20 protein-coding genes are annotated in these 19,654 nt (G+C 44.1%); 1 reads left to right on the top strand and 19 read right to left on the bottom strand.

What is annotated here, in order from left to right; genetic code table 11:
* Positions 1-48: 48 nt before the first annotated feature.
* On the bottom strand, positions 49-339 hold the full coding sequence (locus tag NSU15_RS21220; protein WP_042129787.1) for a MazG nucleotide pyrophosphohydrolase domain-containing protein: 291 nt from the start codon (positions 337-339) through the stop codon (positions 49-51).
* Between the two features lie 309 nt (positions 340-648).
* Positions 649-1,134, bottom strand: a complete 486-nt coding sequence (locus tag NSU15_RS21225) for a hypothetical protein (protein ID WP_042129788.1) — start codon at positions 1,132-1,134, stop codon at positions 649-651.
* A 310-nt stretch (positions 1,135-1,444) separates the two neighbouring features.
* On the opposite strand from NSU15_RS21225, the gene NSU15_RS21230 reads away from it, so the two are divergent.
* Positions 1,445-3,187, top strand: coding sequence for an ATP-binding cassette domain-containing protein (locus NSU15_RS21230; protein WP_042129790.1), 1,743 nt, complete (start codon positions 1,445-1,447; stop codon positions 3,185-3,187).
* Between the two features lie 110 nt (positions 3,188-3,297).
* Here the strand turns inward: NSU15_RS21230 and NSU15_RS21235 are convergent, their stop codons facing one another.
* The 17 genes from NSU15_RS21235 to accC form a co-directional block, all read right to left on the bottom strand.
* Positions 3,298-3,891: a hypothetical protein gene (locus NSU15_RS21235; protein ID WP_339287463.1), complete on the bottom strand. Its 594-nt coding sequence runs from the start codon at positions 3,889-3,891 to the stop codon at positions 3,298-3,300.
* 514 nt (positions 3,892-4,405) lie between these two features.
* Positions 4,406-5,221, bottom strand: coding sequence for a sporulation transcription factor Spo0A (gene spo0A, locus NSU15_RS21240; protein WP_042129795.1), 816 nt, complete (start codon positions 5,219-5,221; stop codon positions 4,406-4,408).
* 199 nt (positions 5,222-5,420) lie between these two features.
* Positions 5,421-6,533, bottom strand: a complete 1,113-nt coding sequence (gene spoIVB, locus NSU15_RS21245; RefSeq protein ID WP_339287464.1) for a SpoIVB peptidase — start codon at positions 6,531-6,533, stop codon at positions 5,421-5,423.
* Between the two features lie 138 nt (positions 6,534-6,671).
* The gene (gene recN, locus NSU15_RS21250; RefSeq protein ID WP_042129799.1) at positions 6,672-8,399 is read right to left on the bottom strand and encodes a DNA repair protein RecN; all 1,728 of its coding nucleotides are present in this window, start codon (positions 8,397-8,399) and stop codon (positions 6,672-6,674) included.
* A 63-nt stretch (positions 8,400-8,462) separates the two neighbouring features.
* On the bottom strand, positions 8,463-8,912 hold the full coding sequence (gene argR / locus NSU15_RS21255) for a transcriptional regulator ArgR (RefSeq protein WP_042190440.1): 450 nt from the start codon (positions 8,910-8,912) through the stop codon (positions 8,463-8,465).
* Positions 8,913-9,060: 148 nt separating this feature from the next.
* Positions 9,061-9,507, bottom strand: coding sequence for a hypothetical protein (locus NSU15_RS21260; protein ID WP_094873657.1), 447 nt, complete (start codon positions 9,505-9,507; stop codon positions 9,061-9,063).
* Positions 9,508-9,653: 146 nt separating this feature from the next.
* The gene (locus tag NSU15_RS21265) at positions 9,654-10,553 is read right to left on the bottom strand and encodes a TlyA family RNA methyltransferase (RefSeq protein WP_339287465.1); all 900 of its coding nucleotides are present in this window, start codon (positions 10,551-10,553) and stop codon (positions 9,654-9,656) included.
* 46 nt (positions 10,554-10,599) lie between these two features.
* Positions 10,600-12,504 (bottom strand): 1-deoxy-D-xylulose-5-phosphate synthase, encoded by a 1,905-nt coding sequence (gene dxs, locus NSU15_RS21270; protein ID WP_339287466.1) that lies wholly within the window; start codon positions 12,502-12,504, stop codon positions 10,600-10,602.
* A 99-nt stretch (positions 12,505-12,603) separates the two neighbouring features.
* Entirely contained in the window at positions 12,604-13,551 is a 948-nt protein-coding gene (locus NSU15_RS21275; RefSeq protein ID WP_339291410.1) for a polyprenyl synthetase family protein, read from the bottom strand.
* The gene (gene xseB / locus NSU15_RS21280) at positions 13,538-13,795 is read right to left on the bottom strand and encodes an exodeoxyribonuclease VII small subunit (RefSeq protein ID WP_042129807.1); all 258 of its coding nucleotides are present in this window, start codon (positions 13,793-13,795) and stop codon (positions 13,538-13,540) included. The genes NSU15_RS21275 and xseB overlap by 14 nt, the downstream gene beginning before the upstream one ends.
* Positions 13,773-15,152, bottom strand: a complete 1,380-nt coding sequence (xseA, locus tag NSU15_RS21285; protein WP_076121751.1) for an exodeoxyribonuclease VII large subunit — start codon at positions 15,150-15,152, stop codon at positions 13,773-13,775. The genes xseB and xseA overlap by 23 nt, the downstream gene beginning before the upstream one ends.
* Before the next feature lie 11 nt (positions 15,153-15,163).
* A complete protein-coding gene (gene folD / locus NSU15_RS21290; RefSeq protein ID WP_042129810.1) occupies positions 15,164-16,021 on the bottom strand; it encodes a bifunctional methylenetetrahydrofolate dehydrogenase/methenyltetrahydrofolate cyclohydrolase FolD in 858 nt (285 codons plus the stop codon).
* 143 nt (positions 16,022-16,164) lie between these two features.
* The gene (gene nusB / locus NSU15_RS21295; protein WP_042129811.1) at positions 16,165-16,617 is read right to left on the bottom strand and encodes a transcription antitermination factor NusB; all 453 of its coding nucleotides are present in this window, start codon (positions 16,615-16,617) and stop codon (positions 16,165-16,167) included.
* A 292-nt stretch (positions 16,618-16,909) separates the two neighbouring features.
* The gene (locus tag NSU15_RS21300; protein WP_042129813.1) at positions 16,910-17,143 is read right to left on the bottom strand and encodes a DUF2273 domain-containing protein; all 234 of its coding nucleotides are present in this window, start codon (positions 17,141-17,143) and stop codon (positions 16,910-16,912) included.
* 15 nt (positions 17,144-17,158) lie between these two features.
* Complete coding sequence (gene amaP, locus NSU15_RS21305) at positions 17,159-17,698, bottom strand: alkaline shock response membrane anchor protein AmaP (RefSeq protein ID WP_042129814.1); 540 nt, start codon at positions 17,696-17,698, stop codon at positions 17,159-17,161.
* 74 nt (positions 17,699-17,772) lie between these two features.
* Positions 17,773-18,189, bottom strand: coding sequence for an Asp23/Gls24 family envelope stress response protein (locus tag NSU15_RS21310; RefSeq protein ID WP_042132343.1), 417 nt, complete (start codon positions 18,187-18,189; stop codon positions 17,773-17,775).
* A 114-nt stretch (positions 18,190-18,303) separates the two neighbouring features.
* Positions 18,304-19,647: an acetyl-CoA carboxylase biotin carboxylase subunit gene (gene accC, locus NSU15_RS21315; RefSeq protein ID WP_042129816.1), complete on the bottom strand. Its 1,344-nt coding sequence runs from the start codon at positions 19,645-19,647 to the stop codon at positions 18,304-18,306.
* Between the last annotated feature and the right edge of the window lie 7 nt (positions 19,648-19,654).

Here is a 19,654-nt window from a genome sequence, read left to right on the forward strand (position 1 = left end):
TAAAAAATCCAAGGCTCCCCGCGCGGGATGTCCTTGGATTTTTTTATGCTACTCCCATGTTCTTTGTTCATTAATTTCCAGCTTACGTTTAAATGCCTGATCCAAATCAATATCCAGCTTATTGGCCAGATCAAAAATATTCCACACCACGTCGTACATCTCAAATCCCAAGTTTTCTTTCTTCTCTGCACCGGGGTCGAAGGATACGGATAACACCTCTTTGGACAATTCCCCCACCTCAGTCATTAAGTACAGCATTCTCTGCTCAATGGAGCTCGTGTCAAAACCTTTGGTTTCACTGAACTTCTTCACATACTGTTGAAACTCAGATGTATTCATTTCGTTACGCCTCGCTTTTAGGGTATAAAGTTATGTAGTTTATAAAAACGATGTCATGCGATTAGCCTAGCTCATTCCTTTATTATTATCCATTTGTTCGAAGAAAACAAACTCTCCGTCATTACAAAAAAACGATTCTTCAGATCATTGAAGAATCGCTAAGAAAATTTATTTACTTGCTACTGTTTCAGCCACTATCTACGCCTATGTCGGACATTTCACTGGGCGTTAATCCGCAAGTGCACGGCCAATTTCATCGTCGAACGTGCCGCATCAGTAACGGCGGGACTCTTCATCATTATTCATTTATTATTCGCCGAGCTGCTCCTTGAGCTGCGCAATTTCTGTTTCCATGAAGGCAACACGTTTATTCAACTCGGCGATATAGTTTCTTTGAGCCTCTTGGTCTGCTGCGCTTGTTAGGTCGGCCGCAGTAGTTTCCGCCAGTTGGATGGCTTCTTTGAGAACTTGAACGCTTGATTCTGCCCCTGCTAATCTTTCCCGGAGTTTAGCCGCTGCAATACTTGCTTTCAGCGCCTTCTCAGTCTCCTTACTCTCCAATATTATCGTCTTTCCTTCAACCGTCAACCCTACTCCCGTCGCTTCGGACATCGTGCGCACAGGTACGTAGGCCGAGTTATTTACTACAATTGCATCTGCAATCTTCTTTCCGGCTTGTTTTATAGTATACATTCCGGAAACTTTAGCGCCAATTAAAGACGAGCTTGCTGAGAATCCTATTGAACCACCAAGTAACAGCGCCGCTGCTACAATCCCTACTATTTTCTTCTTCATATCTACGAACCTCCTGAGCTTATCATTCTTCCAATTATAACCAATATATTCGTAACATGAAAGATATACTAAGAGACTCTGCCACAGCCAACTCAACTACTGGCCATATGTAATCTAGCTATAAAACGCCATCTGGACAGGCGTGATCCAATTGTTCTAAGTTGGATTTTTCGATTTCACGAACAACTTTAATTCGAAATGATTGATGTTAGCTGTAAACAGTGTTACTCTATCAACGGTAAACTCAAAATTTATGATCTTCAATCCTTCTATTCATATTTACTAATTCTGTATAAAGAAAGGTAATACTATGATAAAAGTTGATAACTTATCCTTCTCATTTCCGCAAAAAGAACTATATAAAAACATTACATTTACGCTTGAAGAGGCACAACATTGCGCTTTTATAGGAACAAGTGGCAGTGGTAAAAGTACACTGATCGATATACTGATGGATCCAGAAAAATATTTGTTCGAAGGCAAGTTAGAAATTGACCCAACCTGCAAAATTGGATATGTAAGTCAGTTCTCACAAGTAGACAGAAGTAAAGAAACAACCGTTTTTGAATATATAGGAGAAGAATTTATTAAGATACAAAATGAAATAACAACTATTCTCTCTGAAATGGAAACATCATCAGATATTGATTCATTACTCGAAAAGTATCAATTAGCTCTAGATGCCTTTGATTTAATGGATGGAAATGATTTTGAAAGCAATATTAATAAGAAACTAAATTTAGCCAACCTTTTGAAGCTAAAAGATGCTAAGGTATCCGACCTAAGCGGTGGGGAATTCAAGCTTATTCAAGTGATGAAGGAAATGCTGACTCGTCCAGACTTAATGATTATGGATGAGCCCGATGTATTTTTAGATTTTGAAAACCTAAATGCACTTAAAAATCTTATTAATGCTCACAAAGGAATATTGTTAGTTGTTACGCATAACCGTTATCTATTGAATCATTGTTTTAACAAAATTATACACCTTGAAAACATGGAGATCCAAGAGTTCGATGGGCGATATATTGAGTATAACTTCTCATTACTTCAGACAAAAATTGAGCTACAAGAAATCGCAGTCGCTGAACAAGAAGAAATTGAGAGATACGATGACATTATTGATAATCTTAGAGCGATCGCAACCTATAATTCAGAAGCATCTAGAGGAAGAGCGTTAAAAGCTAGGGTTAAGTTTCAAGAAAGATTGGAAGCGCGAAAAATTAAAGCGCCATTCGTTGATATTAAGCAACCGGAAATCAGTTTTGGTGTGGACAATGAAATTGAAGAAGACATCACTGTTTTAAATGTGAATAATTATAGTGTTTCCTTTGATGAGTTGATTTTAGAAAATGTTAACTTTGAGATGAAACCTACAGATAAAGTAGCCCTTATCGGTCCAAACGGTACCGGGAAAACGACTTTACTTCGAGATATCTTTAAAAATAATCATGATTCAATTAAAATACATGATGATGTTAAAGTGGCTTATCTTTCTCAGCTTCAAGACGAAGTGCTAAAGGATTCTAATACCATACTAGAAGACTTCATCGATGCTGGGTTTGCAACTTATGACGAGATTAGAGCACATCTTTCAAACTATGGTTTTGAAGGAGAAATTCTTAATCAAAAGATAGAATCTTTATCTGGTGGCGAAAAAAACATACTGCAATTGGCAAAAGTTTCTGCTAGCAAAGCAAACTTATTGCTTCTTGATGAACCGACAAGTCATTTAGACACCTATACACAAATCGCACTGGAGAAAGCCATTGAAGATTATAAAGGTGCGATTCTCATGATTTCTCATGATTTCTATTCTGTAGTAAATGGCATGGATTATGTATTAATCATTGACGATAAGACGATTAGAAAAATGAGTATGCGAAAATTCAGAAAGATGATTTATGCCAGTCATTTTGATAAAGACTATTTAGAAAATGAACAAAATAAAAAAACAGTTGAAATGAAAATAGAATTAGCTTTAAAAGACAATAATTTTGAACTTGCAAAAGGTATGGTTGACGAGCTAGAAGAGCTGATTAAGCTGCTTTAAACTACAACCCTCTGGTGGGAAAATGTCTACAAAAAAGGCACTGATGAATAAGATCTCAGTGTCTTTTTGCTGCATTGATTTGATACGGGTATTTTCAGAATCCCATTCATTTAATCAGTAATTTTTTCAAGCTCAAAAATAGTTGCCTCTGATAACAAGATAAGCCTATCGTTATTAACAACAAAAAAACTTAAAGGTATTCCAAGGTTTGTAGAAGGGTCACTTATATTTATTACTTTTACTACATCATTTATATTTAAGTCTGGGATATCTATTTTATATAATCTATAAAAAGAGTCAGAGTTATAACATGTCGCTGTAATCTCATATAATGGTTTTTTTAGTTCATATTGATAAACACTATAGTTTTTAAGTCCTTTTGATGAAAAAAAGTCTTTTTTGATGATAATTTCATCTCCAATAAATTTTTGCCCTGTTGGATATTCAGAAGCATCATTATATGAATTTGCAAATCCTAAAAGCTTCTCAACTTCCCAAGTTCCATAGATATATTTTTCAGCTTCACTATCCAAATTTATACTTTCTTGATCACAATATACGGATGTGTTTTTTGGAATAATAGACTCATCCGTTTCAGGTTTAGTCTCACTAGAAGTATTTGGATTTGATGTCATTTCAATATTTCCACAAGCCGATGCTAGCATCAACATTATCATAATACAAACCAATAATATTTTTTCCACATTTCACACTCCCACTATTTTTTCAAGTTCATATGTCTCCTTCTAAATTAAATATTTGTTTTATCAGATGCTAAATTGTTCCATTAGAATCTCTATAATCAACTCTATTGAAGAAAGTTAACTGTTCATCCTCGATGTATCAAACTGTCCAAGAACAAGTTTTAAACTTTCTACACTGAGCTTTTTTTTGATTTTCCTGATAATTTTTGTTCTCAATTTTTTCACAAACATTCTTTGTTATTTCATTTTCAATACTATTACATCAGTGATTTTAATTGTGTTTGTAGATATACTACAACATAAAAATTATCAATCTAAAATTCAAAATCAGTCATAAACAAACACTCCTCCATTGGATTTACCGAACCCAATAAAGGAGTGAAATTTATACATATACAAAGAAGAAATTGATTGGTTTTAAATTACCTAAAAAGAAGTTTATCGGCAAAATTGTTTTAGCCTAAACACCTACCATCAACCCAAAATTACTTACCACGCACTGCCCCTAACCCTTTCAACTAACCTTATGCTCAATCCGCAGCTTGTCGGCTACCATGGCAATAAATTCCGAGTTAGTAGGCTTAGATTTGGAGATATTAATCGTATAGCCGAATAGATGGCTGATGGAGTCGATGTTGCCACGGGTCCAAGCCACTTCAATCGCATGGCGAATCGCGCGTTCAACGCGTGAAGGGGTGGTCTTGAATTTCTCTGCAATGGCTGGATAGAGCGTTTTTGTAATCGCACCTAGGATCTCGATATTGTTATATACCATAGTGATCGCTTCGCGCAGGTACTGATAGCCCTTGATATGTGCTGGAACACCGATTTCATGGATGATCGAGGTAATGTTAGCATCAAGATTCTTGCCCTTCGTAAGCGGCACTACATTCGATCTGGACGTCGACGAATAGTTGTACATGTTAGAGGATGAGCTCATGCTGCCTTGGACCCCTACAAGCTGACGTACACGATTTGCCAGGACCTCCATATCGAACGGTTTCAAAATATAATAGGATGCACCAAGCTGTACAGCTCTTTGAGTGATGTTCTCCTGACCAAAAGCGGTCAGCATGATGATCTTCGGTTGAGGATTCAGATCCATATCACGCAGACGTTCCAAGACACCCAGACCGTCTAAATGTGGCATGATGATATCAAGAATAAGGACATCGGGAACTTTGCGTGCTTCGCTGAGCATTTGAAGCACTTCTTCACCATTGTAGGCGATACCCGTTACCGTCATATCTTCTTGTTCAGAAATGTATTCGGAAAGCAAATTCGTAAACTCCCTGTTATCATCGGCCAACAACACTTCAATATTCTGCACTGGCTGCTTCCTCCTTAATTATATCTGCTATTCGAAAATAACATTTTTTTCTTGTCTCTTAACATTTTCGACATGGAGATTGAATTCCCTTCTGTCGAAAATTATTTTTCTTTATTTTTTTTCTGGCATGGATTATAATTAAATATTTTATTTCAAAGTTCGATGATCTTCGTAATCCTTCGACAAAAAAATCTTAAGGCTAAACCGCCTTAAGATTTAATGGATACCTATTCTCCTGTAGCGTTACACCAGAATCCTTAAGCATCCATTCGATGAAGCAGCCATATCCGGACTTAGGATCATTTACGAATACATGTGTTACTGCGCCGATGAGCCGTCCATTTTGAACGATTGGACTTCCGCTCATCCCTTGAACGATACCACCAGTCTTATCGATCAGTCGAGGATCTGTAATACGAATTACCATACCCTTTGTAGCTGGTGTCTGCTGATGTGCCACATGAATGATCTCAACATTAAACCGTTCCACCTGCTGTCCATCTACCACGGTTAGAATCTCAGCAGGCCCTTCCTTGACTTGATTGCTCATCGCCACAGGAATAGGTTCTTTATAAAGACTATGCTCAGGATTACGATTCATTTTACCGAAGATACCAAAATCTGTATTGCTCTCAACATTGCCAAGTACTTGGCTTTCTTTCAAGAAATGAGCTCGTTTCTCACCAGGATCGCCATCTTGGCTTTTAGATATCGACGTTACACTGGACTGAACGATATGACCGCTGCCAACAACGATTGGTGTTCCTGTATTCATGTCCGTAATTACATGTCCTAAAGCTCCATAGACACCCTGTTTCGGGGCATAAAAAGTTAATGTACCGACACCCGCTGCAGAATCTCGAATGTACAGGCCTAGCCTCCAGACTTTGTCATTAATATCATACGCGGGTTTGAGCTTGGCTGTATGCTCTTTCCCAGCGCGTTTAAAGACAATCGTCAGAGAATTATTCGCTTTTCCGGCGCGATCCACAAGCTTGGCCACCTTAGATAACTCGTCCAACTTCTCTCCATCAATGGAGATCATTAAGTCACCCGGTACCAATCCGCTGACTTCACCTGGGGAAAGCTTAGATTTCTCGGATACTTCAATCAGATGATGTCCTACAACCAGAACACCTGCTGATTTCACTTTCACTCCGATCGTTTGACCTCCCGGGATCACCTTCAGTTCCGGTTTCATTCCTTGCGCAGTCACCTTGGCAGGCTCACTGTTCAATGGTGCGGCAAAACTTTGGTGGGTTCCCGTTATGCCCGATAAACTAAGAAAGAAGGCAAATAAAAGGCCTGGCATTAACTTCCTGAGGTTAGGCTTCAATGGCTGTCACGCTCCCTTTTGCTTCTTTCGCTTGACGAAAAAGGTGGTCGCCAATTGCGTACCTATAAGATAACCTTGCCCCCAGGCTTTTATTACTGTCAATCATTGTTCCGCTTAGCTTGTTGCAGCCTTACTGGCCTCAGCCAAATTGAGCATTTCCTGCGAATGGTGCAATGTTTTTTCGGTAATTTCCACCCCACCCAGCATTCGGGCCAGCTCCATTACACGTCCATCATTCGAGAGTGATTCCACTTCAGTCATGGTTCTTCCGTCCTCAACCTTTTTGCGGATTAAGTACTGATGATCAGCCATACAAGCCACCTGCGGTAAGTGCGTAATGGAGAACACCTGACAGGTGGAGGACAGCTTATACAGTTTATCTGCAATGGATTGAGCAGCTCGACCACTCACACCGGTATCCACCTCATCAAAAATCAGAACTGGAATTGCATCATGACGCGCAAAAATGCTCTTCATTGCCAACATAATACGCGACAACTCACCACCCGAGGCAATTTTGCCAAGAGGTCTTAACGGCTCGCCAGGGTTAGGGGAAATCATAAATTCCGCACTGTCGATCCCTTGTCTTGTGAGACGTATACGCCGACCCTTATATTCAACACCACGTGGGTCCTCCAGCGTATCTAATTTAACCTGTAGCGAGGTTCTTTCCATCTGAAGATCTTTAAGCTCACTTTCCACTTGCGTGGCCAAATCAGACGCACACAGCTTCCGTGCTTCACTTAATTCAGCAGCTGCTTCCATCAACACAGCTAATAATGCATCGCGTTTGGTCGTCAGCTTCTCCAGATATTCATCTTTATTCTCAAGCAGATCGGTTTCCCGATGGATTTGTTCATAATAAGCCAGAATCTGTTCTACACTATCTCCGTATTTACGGCGAAGTCCGGTGATTAAATCAAGACGGTTCTCGATTTCTTCGAGTCGCTGTGGGTTGAACTCAATCTCTTCGCGGTAATCACGAAGCTGAAATGCAGCATCCTCCAGTTGATAATAAGAGGACTGCAACTGCTCAAGCACGGATTTAAGACCCTTTTCATCGTAACGAACCGCATCCTCGAGCCTTGAAATGACATTACCGATGGATTCTAAGCCTTGTCTATCATAGAGGAGCTCATATGCACCGGATACGGAATCCATCATTTTCTCACTGTGGGATAGTTTGACCCGTTCTTCGGCAAGTAATTCATCTTCTCCCGGTTTTAATGCAGCAGATGAAATTTCTTCTAACTGAAAACGATATAAATCAAGCATTTGGTATGCCTTCTGACTGGATTCCTGCAGCTCTCGGAGCTCTTTCTCCACTTTTGCAAAGGCGGAATACTTTTCCTGATATACCGCTTTAAGCGGCCCGATTATAGGTTCTCCGTATGTATCCAGCAGTCCCAAATGTCGTTCTGCCTTCAATAAGTTTTGGTGTTCGTGCTGTCCATGAATATTCACCAGCTGCTCGCCAATTTCACGAAGCATCGTAAGATTGACCATTTGTCCGTTTACGCGTGATGTGCTTTTCCCCTGAGAGGTAAGCTCACGACGTATAATAAGATGCTCCTCACGCTGGGCCTCAATGCCAAGGCGCTCCAAAGTATCCCAGACAGGATGACCGCTGGGAAGGCTGAAGAGCGCTTCCATCTCTGCTTTTTCACAGCCGTAACGAATAGAATCCGCGGAACCGCGGCCTCCGGCAATCAGTCCAAGCGCATCAATAATAATGGATTTACCTGCCCCAGTCTCCCCTGTAAGCACATGGAAGCCAGGATAAAAATGCACATCTACCGCCTCAACGACGGCTAGATTGCGAATAGACAAGGTTTCTAACACTAATAGAGCACCTCCGAGAAGATGATAAGAATTTGATAGAATGATGTTAATACTTTTTATATTTTAAGAAATATAACCCATAATTTGCGAAATCACGGTCTTGCTGTCCTCAGGCTGACGGCAAATAATAAGAATGGTATCATCACCAGAGATGGTCCCCATAATTTGTGGCCAGTCAATATTATCAATCAAAGCTGCCACTGAGTTAGCCGTCCCCGGTAAGCATTTCATCACCACAAGATTAGCCGATGAATCGATCTGTACAAAATTATCCACTAGAACTCGCTTCAGCTTCTGGATTGGATTGTACCGTTGATCGGTTGGAAGTGAATATTTGTATCTTCCATCATCCATAGGAACCTTAATAAGCAATAGCTCTTTTATATCCCGAGATACAGTCGCTTGAGTAACCTGGAAACCAGATTCACGCAAAGCTTCTACCAGCTCGTCCTGTGTCTCGATATCCTTTTGCGTAATAATCTCGCGTATCTTAATATGTCGTTGTCCCTTCATTGTTGCCTCCTAAAAGTTTTGTAAGCGACACTTCCAGATTAGCAGCGACAAAACTACATCGGAAGCATGGACTTAGTTTTGTAAGCGATGCACCCTGAATAGCTTCGGCAAAACTACTTCGGAAGCATACACCTATTTAAATATGGACTCAGTTTGATTCTCCGTCATCCCTGCCGAGCCTAATCACTTGAATAGATCCCGCAGCAACATTAACATACAGAACTCCGCTGCATTCCGGATAAATCAGTAAGTACGGAAGCAAGGTATCCCGTAAGCCACTTCCTGTGAAATCTAAAGGTTTGCGTGGTCTGGAAAGGATGACCAAATATATTGATCCTTCTTCCTTAGTCGCCACATAATCTATAAATAACCGGCTATACATCTGCGCCCCGTTTACGTTGAAGGACAACGGGATTTTGAGCTTCCCTCCAACGACCTCATACCCTTCATCCTCTAGTATGTCTATAGAAGGGTGAGGAATAATCACTTTATTAAACGGGATCTGATCCTTCATGAAAGAACGCGGAGAACTTTGCAGCCATATATATATCCGATAAATTATAAAAATCGATAATGCTACTCCAATAAACGCCATGACGACCTTGTCAGAGCTACCCGCCACTATCAATCACCTCGGTGATTTATTCGCGTGAAGCCTTGCTAATTCCTTCTTCTGCGCAGGCTTTTTAGGAGCTTTCCGTATATTCGATTTCACTGACTTGACCATATGGAAAAAGAAACTCACCGGCGCGATGAGTTTCCATGAGTTGAATTTACATTAAAAGTACCCGTAGCCTGCTTAATCACTTCATCCGCAAGAGATGGGAAATCCTCCACTGATATGACTGATGAGACAGCATCTGAAGGTAATAATACCTCTTCATCTTCCGCAGTTTCAGGCGATAGTCTCCAGTGAGCAAGAAACTCGATATTCCCTTCCCCACCTGTAATCGGTGAAAAGGTTAATCCCTGTAGCTGGTAACCCAGCTCTGCCGCCATGGTCAGTACATTAATCAATACCTCTTTATGGACAGCAGAGTCACGAATCACACCTGATTTACCAACCTTCTCCCGCCCCGCCTCAAACTGCGGCTTAATCAGCGCGGCAATATCCGCCGGGCGCTTAAGCAACGCTTTGAGCGGTGGAAGAATTATTTTTAAGGAGATAAACGAAACATCAATACTCGCAAAATCCGGGATCGGACCCACCAAATCTGGAGGCGTCATATATCGGAAATTCGTACGTTCCATAACACTAACGCGTTCATCATTACGCAGCGACCAATCCAGCTGATTATAACCAACATCTATCGCGTACACATGGCTTACTCCATTCTGAAGTGCACAATCCGTGAAGCCTCCAGTAGAAGCACCGATGTCTAACATGGTCCGTCCCGAAAGATCAATATTAAATTGGCGAAGAGCCTTCTCCAGCTTTAGGCCCCCACGACTGACATAAGGATGTACAGAGCCCTTAACCTTAAGGGTAGCCTCCCGCGACACCTTCATACCAGCCTTTTCAATGCGTTCCTCATCCGCTAGCACCAGCCCTGCCATAATGGCTGCTTTAGCTTTCTCACGGCTTTCATAAAAACCTTGCTCAACAAGCAATACATCTATCCGTTCTTTACGGTGTTCCATGGTCATCTCCCGATCGTTCAAAGGGTTGCTAATTTCCGGCTTCCACTTAGGAAGTCGAAGTTGTTTTGTAATTATAAGCACTCAAAGCCATCATGGACTTGATACGTGCACATAGTTTTTCTACAGTAAGACCTGTTTCCTGGCGCTGTTCTTTAATGGAGCCGTGCTCCACAAAGATGTCAGGTACACCCATCAGATGTACACGAGCATCATAAATTTCATGCTCTGCATAGAATTCTAATACCGCACTGCCGAGACTTCCCGCTTGGCTAGCCTCTTCAATAACAACCATATTGGTTCCAGCGTGAGCCAAATCAAGCAGCATGGAGTTATCTAGCGGCTTCAGGAAACGCGCATTCACGACGCCCACCTGAATTCCTTCACGCTTCAACAAATCAGCGGCTTCTTCAGCCACTTGAACCATAGGACCGCAAGCAACAACCGCATAACCTTCCCCAGTACGCAGACGTTCCCACGATCCGATTGGAATGGTATGCATCTCTGCATCCATCGTCACACCTGTACCATTAATTCGAGGGTATCGGTAAGCGATCGGGCCGTCATTATATTCAAGCGCCGTCTTCATCATATGACGCAGCTCATTTTCGTCTTTAGGCATCATCATCACCATATTCGGAATATGGCGCATAAAGGCAACATCGTACACACCCTGATGAGTCTCACCATCCGCACCTACAAATCCAGCGCGATCAATAGCGAACATAACATTTGCGTTATGACGGCAAATATCATGAACGATCTGATCATAGGCACGTTGCATGAAGGTGGAATACACCGCATATACCGGCTTCATCCCTTCCATAGCCAAAGCTGCACAAAGTGTAGCCGCATGCTGCTCCGCAATCCCGACATCAATCATACGATCCGGAAATTCCTTCGCGAATGGGAATAAGCCCGAGCCTCCTGGCATCGCAGGCGTAACTGCAATCAGACGCGAATCCTCCCGGCCCAGTTCAATTAACGTACTGCCAAATACTTCGGTGTACATTGGCGGACCCACAGCTTTAAGCGACTGACCCGATTCAATTTTGTAAGGCGAAATAGCATGCGATTTATAGAAATCGGTCTCAGCCGGTTTGTAGCCCTTGCCTTTGGTCGTCAATACATGCACAAGTACAGGTCCAGCCACATTATCTGCTTGGTGGAAGGTATCAATCATTTTCTCTAAATCATGTCCATCCACCGGGCCGAGATACGTAAAGCCAAGCTCTTCAAACAATACACCAGGTACCATCATATATTTAAGACTGTTCTTTAACTGTTCAGCGGTCTTCGCTAAACGCCCTCCGATGGCCGGAATCTTCTTAAGCAGCCCTTCAACCTCATCTTTAGCACGCAAATAGTGGCGATCTGAACGAATCTTGCTTAAGTAATTGTGCATCGCCCCTACGTTAGGAGCTATGGACATTTCATTGTCGTTCAAAATAACCATTAGCTTACGCTTCTCATGACCAATATGGTTAAGTGCTTCAAACGCCATTCCGCCAGTAAGTGCTCCGTCACCGATCACGGCAATTACTTTGTTGTCTTCACCCTTGAGATCACGGGCCATCGCCATCCCCATTGCTGCTGATAATGAGGTGCTGCTGTGTCCAGCTTCCCACACATCATGCTCACTTTCGGAGCGCTTAACAAATCCGCACAAGCCCTGATATTTACGCAAGGTGTCGAAACGGTCTTGGCGACCGGTTAGTATCTTATGGACATAGGCCTGGTGACCAACGTCATAAATCATTTTGTCCCGAGGACTGTTATAGCAATAATGCAAAGCCAAAGTGAGCTCCACGACTCCAAGATTGGATCCAAGGTGCCCACCAGTTGCTGTAAGCTTCTCAATCAGAAATCGACGAATTTCCTCCGCTAGAGTATTTAACTCATCAATTGACAGAGATTTCAGTTGTTCAGGATCATTTATTTGTGGAAGCAGCACGTATAGTTCCCCGCTTTCCTAGATGTTGTAAATTATATAAAACCCATTATAACACAAACGAAACGGCTGTCGAAATACAGCCGTTTCGAAATTTCATAATTAGTGATCTCGTGCCATTAAATAATCTGCAATTTCCAGCAGACGCTGGTGGTCGTGAAAGCCGCCGTTCAGTACAGCATTACGGGCTGTTTCTGTAAGCTGCTTCACTTCTTCACGCGAGGCTTCGAGGCCAATAAAATAAGGATAGGTTACCTTATGCTGTTTGACATCACTGCCTGTCTTTTTACCAAGCTTGCCTTCGTCCCCAACCAGATCTAGAATGTCATCTTGGATCTGAAAAGCGAGTCCAACGGCTGTTCCAAATTCATGTAAGGCCTTGAGCTGCTGCTCGTTAGCGCCTGCAATACGACCGCCAGCTAGTAGCGAGAAGATAATCAAATCTCCTGTCTTATGCAGATGAATGTACTTTAGCTGTGCAAGATCGGTTAGACCCTGCTCGCCTTCCATATCTGCAATCTGACCGCCAACCATACCACGAGGACCTGCCATTTCCGCCAAATCCTCCACGATGGATAGTACACTTTCCGCAGGGACGCCAAATTTACGCGAGGCTTGTACCACACTGTAGAAAGCATGGGTCAGAAGCGCATCACCCGCAAGGATCGCTGTAGCTTCCCCAAAGACTTTATGATTCGTAAGCTTTCCACGCCGATAATCATCATTATCCATGGCAGGTAAATCATCATGAATTAACGAGTAGGTATGTACCATCTCTATAGCAGCAGCGACAGGCAGGGCAGCCTCTCGACTTCCTCCCAGTGCTTCACATGCGATAATCACCAGCAGTGGCCGGAGGCGTTTGCCCCCAGCCATAAGTGAGTACTTCATGGCTTGCTGCAAATTCTCTGGAACCATCCATTGTGTGGGGAGAATAACCTCTAGTTCATTTGAGACTAGATCGCTTAAGGACGCGATGTAATCCTCCAGTGGCTGACGCAGTGTTTCTCCTTCAGAGTTTCTCTCAAGCTCATGCTCAAAGCGAGTCATCGGCGTCCCCTTCCAGACGTGCACCAAACGGCTTCTTACGCAGTTCTCCGTCCTCTAGGGTAATCATTTCGATCTTACGCTCTACCTGCTCAAGCTTGCTGCCGCAAAGCTGAGATAACTTCATACCTTGCTGAAATAAATCGATGGCCTTCTCCAGGGGAACGTCGCCGTGTTCAAGCTCACGTACGATTTCCTCCAGCCGGTCCATGGCGCCTTCAAAATCAAGTTCCGCTTCCTTCGTCATCGTCTTTGCCATCCTCCTTCATTCCCCATACCTGGCAGTTCAGCTGTCCGTCATTCATCTTTATCACTACAAGATCGCCAAGCTGTACTTCGTTCAGCGATTTGATTAAATGTTCTTCTGCCTCGTCATAGACTAAGCTGTAGCCTCTCGACATGACTTTTAGTGGGCTCAGCGCATCCAGATGACGAATCTCCGCTACATAGCGAGATTTCTTCTCCTGCAGGCGGGCCTGCATGGCACCCATCAGCTCACGGCGTATGCTCTCGGTGCGCTGCCGCGCAGCGGCAACACTGCCGTGCGGATGGAAGCGCTGCAGACTATGATGCAGCACAGCTTTGCGCTCGCGGGAACGGCTGAGCCGTGCATCCGCTGAGCGCTGGAGCCGCTCACGCAGCTGATCCAGCCGCTGCGTGTGCTGCATCAGCGAGCGGCGCGGGCCTGCCAGCGCCAGCGAGCGTTCCAGCCCCGCGTGACGCTCGCGTCCGCGCTGGGCGCGTCTTTGCAGCGCTTGGCGCAGCCGCTGCTGCTGCCCGCGAAGCTGCGCAGCAAGCTCGCCGGCATGTGGCACGGCCAGCTCCGCGGCCGCTGTGGGCGTAGCCGCGCGGAGGTCGGCGGCGAAATCGGCAATCGTGAAGTCGGTCTCGTGGCCAACGGCCGAGATGACCGGAATGCTTGATGCCGATATCGCTCGCGCGACTTCCTCCTCGTTGAACGCCCACAGCTCCTCAAGCGAACCGCCGCCGCGGCCGACGATAAGTACGTCGGCCTCACCCATGCGGTTCAGCGCTCCAATCGCCTTCACAATCGAAGGCGCGGCGCCTTTGCCTTGCACCAGTACGGGATAGATTACAATTGCCACCTGCGGAAACCGCCGCTGGAGTGTAATCACGATATCCCGTACAGCTGCACCCGTTGGCGAAGTAATTACGCCGATGCACTTCGGAAAGCGGGGCAACGGCCGTTTACGCGCTTCTGCAAACAGCCCCTCTTGCTCAAGCTTACTCTTCAGCTGCTCATAAGCTAAATATAGACTACCAATTCCATCCGGCTGCATATGTGTGGCATAGAACTGGTACTGCCCGTCCCGTTCATATACGGTCACATTACCTCTAGCGATAACCCGGGCACCTTCCTTCGGAATAAACGGCAGGCGCTGGTTATGGGAAGCGAACATAATCGCCTTGATCCGGCTGCTCTCATCCTTTAGCGTGAAATACATATGACCGCTGCCGTGATGCGTAAAGTTGGAAATCTCTCCGCGAATCCATACATCCGAAAGTAACGTATCCGAGTCTAGCTTCATGCGGATATAACGGTTGAGTTCTTTTATCGAATAGACCTGCCGCTCTGCCGCCATGAATCCTACCCCTATTCCAAGCCGTGACGGCGTTTAGCCGCAATCAGCGTATTGCTCATCAGCATTGTAATGGTCATCGGACCAACCCCACCCGGAACAGGTGTGATGTATCCGGCAACTTCTTTTGCACTATCATAATCAACGTCACCCGCAAGCTTACCGTTATCCAAACGGTTCATACCGACATCAATGACAACAGCACCCGGTTTCACATACGAAGCATCAATGAAATTAGCGCGTCCGATCGCTACAACCAGTATATCTGCTTGGCGGCTAATTTCTTGCATATTAGCTGTACGGGAGTGACACATCGTTACAGTAGCATTCTCACGTTGCAGCAACAAAGATACCGGCTTGCCTACGATATTACTGCGGCCAATGACCACAGCATGTTTGCCTGCCATACCTGTTCCTGTACGTTTGATTAGTTCAATTACACCAGCAGGTGTACAAGGAAGCAGACTGTCTGCACCAATCACTAGGTTACCTACATTTACAGGGTGGAAGCCGTCAACGTCTTTCTCCACAGAGATTGCATCAATAACGGCTTTTTCCTCAATATGCTTAGGCAACGGAAGCTGAACCAGAATCCCATCAATATCATCGCGTCCATTAAGCTGCGCTACGAGAGCCAGCAATTCTTCCTGAGTAGTAGACTCATCCAGTTTATGCACTTCCGAATGGAAACCAAGGCTGATGCAGGATTTTTCCTTGTTACGAACATAAACCTGTGACCCTGGATCTTCACCTACTAGAATTACTGCCAGACCGGGCTTCACGCCGCGTTTCGCCAGTTCAGCAACCTCCTGGGCAATACCAATACGAATTTCCTCAGATACTTGTTTACCACTGATGATTGCTGCTGTCATGATAGTCTCTCCCCTTTTATATACTTTACTATTGTACAAGCATAAACGCCTTCGACGTCCTTATTAGGACGATAAGCGTTTAAGCGAGAAATATAAGACATAAAGAATAGATACAAACTCAAACTTTCTTACTTTTTTTAATATTAAGAATGGTCAGCTTTAATTGTATCGATCTCTTGAATCATCTTCCCAAGCACACCGTTTACAAACTTACCGGAATCATCCGTTCCAAAATGCTTGGCCAAATCAATAGCCTCATTCACAGCAACCTTCGCCGGAACATCATTCGCGAACACCATTTCATAAGCCGCAAGACGTAAAATCTGACGATCGACACGTGACAAACGGCTCATCTGCCAGCCCTTCAAGTAATGCTCAAGCATATCGTCAATCGCAACTTTGTGCTCCCATACTCCGTTTACATGCTCCACCACATAGTGCTTGAGCTGAATCTCGTCCGTAATTACACGCTCGGTTTCATTCTCCTCTGAAGCTTCCTCCAGCAGCATTTCTACGGCATCCGCGCTTTCTACATCGTTCATTTCCATCTGATACAGGCTTTGGACAATAATCTCTCTCGCTATACGTCTTTTCATGTGTTCCTCCTAAAATCTTATATCGCATTAACATGTTTACTTAAACTTCTACAACGTCGGGCAACCATAGATAGAACTTCACACCTCTAGTGTGATAATCATTCAAACTTTTAATTGCTTCGCCTACAATTATTTTAAGCCCAAATTCTTCGACTTCTATCCCTAATCCTTAGAGGATTATTGTCCGTTAATGATAAATTTCTTAATTAAAAAAACCGCAAAGCCTTTCTTCCTGGCGCATTGGACAACACAAACTTACGGCTTCCTGCTCCGGGAAAAAGACTATCGCGGTTCATTTGAAGGGACGCCAGCGTCCGGACAGACGCGTGATCAGCTCCTGCCACTGAAACAGGGGAGCTTCTGCGTTATCCTTTCTTTTGCCGAGCGTATATCCGATGAACACTACCAGTGCAAAGAACAACATATCCCAAAAACCGCAAATTAAATAGATCAAACCTAGACCAATGCCGAAAGTCACTCCGGCGATTCTACCCCCGTGACTTTCCCATACTTCTTTCCAAGACATAAGGGAAACTCACCTCTATTCCACTCGACTTTTGAAGCTTGGAGACTGCGTGAGGTTAGCAATGTACACAGACACATCTGCAACCGGAATACCGGTTGTCTCCTGCACAAAATCATGCACCTGACGTTGCACTTCTGTGGTTAATAGCGGCAATGAATGTTCACCATCCACTACTGCGCGAATTGTAATTTCAAGGCCAGCCTGAGAAACGCGAATACGCGATTTGAGATCTCTGATTCCCTTCACTTTACCGGCAGCCTTCAGACTCAGATTCTCAATGGTCTCCACTGAAATCTGGATATCCCCATACTCTGTACGCTGATCAACAGAAGGTAAAGAAGCACGATCACGACGCAAAGAGATGTAGAAAAATCGGATGCTCAGAAGGAACAAGACAACTGCTACCACAATTGCAGTAATATAAGCTGCTGGTCCATTCTCAATCTCCAAAGTTTTAGGAATAGCACCGCTCAAGAGGAGGATGGCAATAACAGATAATATTCCGATACTTAAGCTGTAGACAAACAGCAAAAGTCTGTCCAAAATTTTTGCCACGAGTCTCATAACCTCCTTAAATTAGAGTAAACCCTCGACTTTGCTGTCGGGGGTTTATGGAAGAACGACGACTGTTATTTCACGCGAAGAACAGTTTCAGCTTCCTCGTTCTTGTCTACAGTGTTGTTGTTCTTGAATTGTACATCATGAATATGCACATTCACTTCCACAACAGTCAGACCAGTCATAGTCTCGATGGAACGCTTAACATTACGCTGAATTTCAGCAGCCACTTCAGGAAGACGGTTACCATATTCAATGATTACAGAAACATCCACTGCAGCTTCGCGTTGTCCAACCTCTACTTTAACTCCTTTGGACAAGTTCTTACGTCCGAGAAGCTCAACAATACCACCGGCGAAACCACCGCTCATGCCTGCTACACCTTTAACCTCAACGGTCGCTAAACCTGCGATCACCTCGATCACTTCAGGAGCAATCTGGATCTCACCGATTTCTGTCCGTTCGTATTCTGTCGGCAATGTACTCATTTTAGACTTCACACCTTTCAACAAAGATTCTCATAAATTCAAGCGTAAAGCACGTCTCTTATTAAACATACTATATCATTTGACGAACTTTATGACAAACAAAGCGAAGTCGTCCTAAATTTCATGCTCTTCCAGAAACTTGATGTCAAAATTGCCATCCAGAAACACAGGATGCTCCAACAGTTTCTGATGGAAAGGGATCGTAGTGTGGATTCCCTCCACCGCAAATTCAGCCAAGGCGCGCTTCATCTTTGCAATCGCTTCCTGACGTGTAGGTGCCCATACAATCAGCTTTGCAATCATAGAATCATAGAAAGGGGAAATCGTATACCCAGGGTACGCCGCGCTGTCTACACGAACACCGAGACCTCCAGGCGGCAAATAAAAGCCGATTTTACCGGGTGAAGGCATAAAATTACGCTCTGGATCTTCCGCATTGATACGGCATTCAATCGACCAACCATTAATTACGATATCTTCCTGTGTAAAAGACAAAGGATTTCCTTCTGCAACAGAGATCATTTCCTTGATCAGATCCACACCCGTAACCATTTCAGTTACCGGATGCTCCACCTGGATACGAGTATTCATCTCCATAAAGTAGAACTGTCCATCCGGACCAAGCAGGAATTCAAGCGTTCCCGCTCCCGAATAGTTTACAGCGAGTGCTGCACGAACTGCAGCATTACCCATCGCTTCGCGAATATCCGGTGTGAGCACAGAACAAGGAGCCTCTTCAATCAGCTTTTGGCGACGACGCTGTACGGAACAATCGCGTTCACCTAAATGCACTACATTACCATGCTTATCTGCAATAATTTGAATTTCTACGTGCTTCATACCTGTAAGGTACTTTTCCAGATATACACCAGCGTTACCGAACGCCTTTTGCGCTTCCTGTTGTGCAGCAGTGATCTGCTTCACCAATGATTCCTCGTCCTCAGCAATCCGAATGCCCTTACCCCCGCCACCTGCGGTAGCCTTAATGATAATCGGGTATCCGATATCACGGCCCAGCATGACGGCTTCCTCAACATCACCTACGAGGCCATCTGAGCCCGGGATGATCGGAACGCCAGCCAGCTTCATGGTTTCCTTCGCCACAGCTTTATCACCCATACGGTTGATTGCATCTGGAGATGGCCCAATGAAGATAATATTGCAAGATTCACAAATCTCTGCAAAATCTGCATTTTCAGCTAAAAATCCATAACCAGGATGGATGGCATCACATTCTGTTAAGGTGGCTACACTCATAATATTTGTAAAGTTCAGATAGCTGTCCTTGGACGGCATCGGACCGATGCAGTAAGCTTCATCAGCCAACCGGACATGCAGTGAATCCCGGTCGGGTTCCGAATAGACCGCGACGGTGGAAATGCCCAGTTCTCGGCAGGCCCTAATAATGCGGACCGCGATTTCGCCGCGGTTGGCAATCAACACTTTTTGAATGTTCATGCGTTTC

The sequence above is a fragment of the Paenibacillus sp. FSL E2-0201 genome, assembly GCF_037963325.1.
Classification (GTDB): domain Bacteria; phylum Bacillota; class Bacilli; order Paenibacillales; family Paenibacillaceae; genus Paenibacillus_AQ.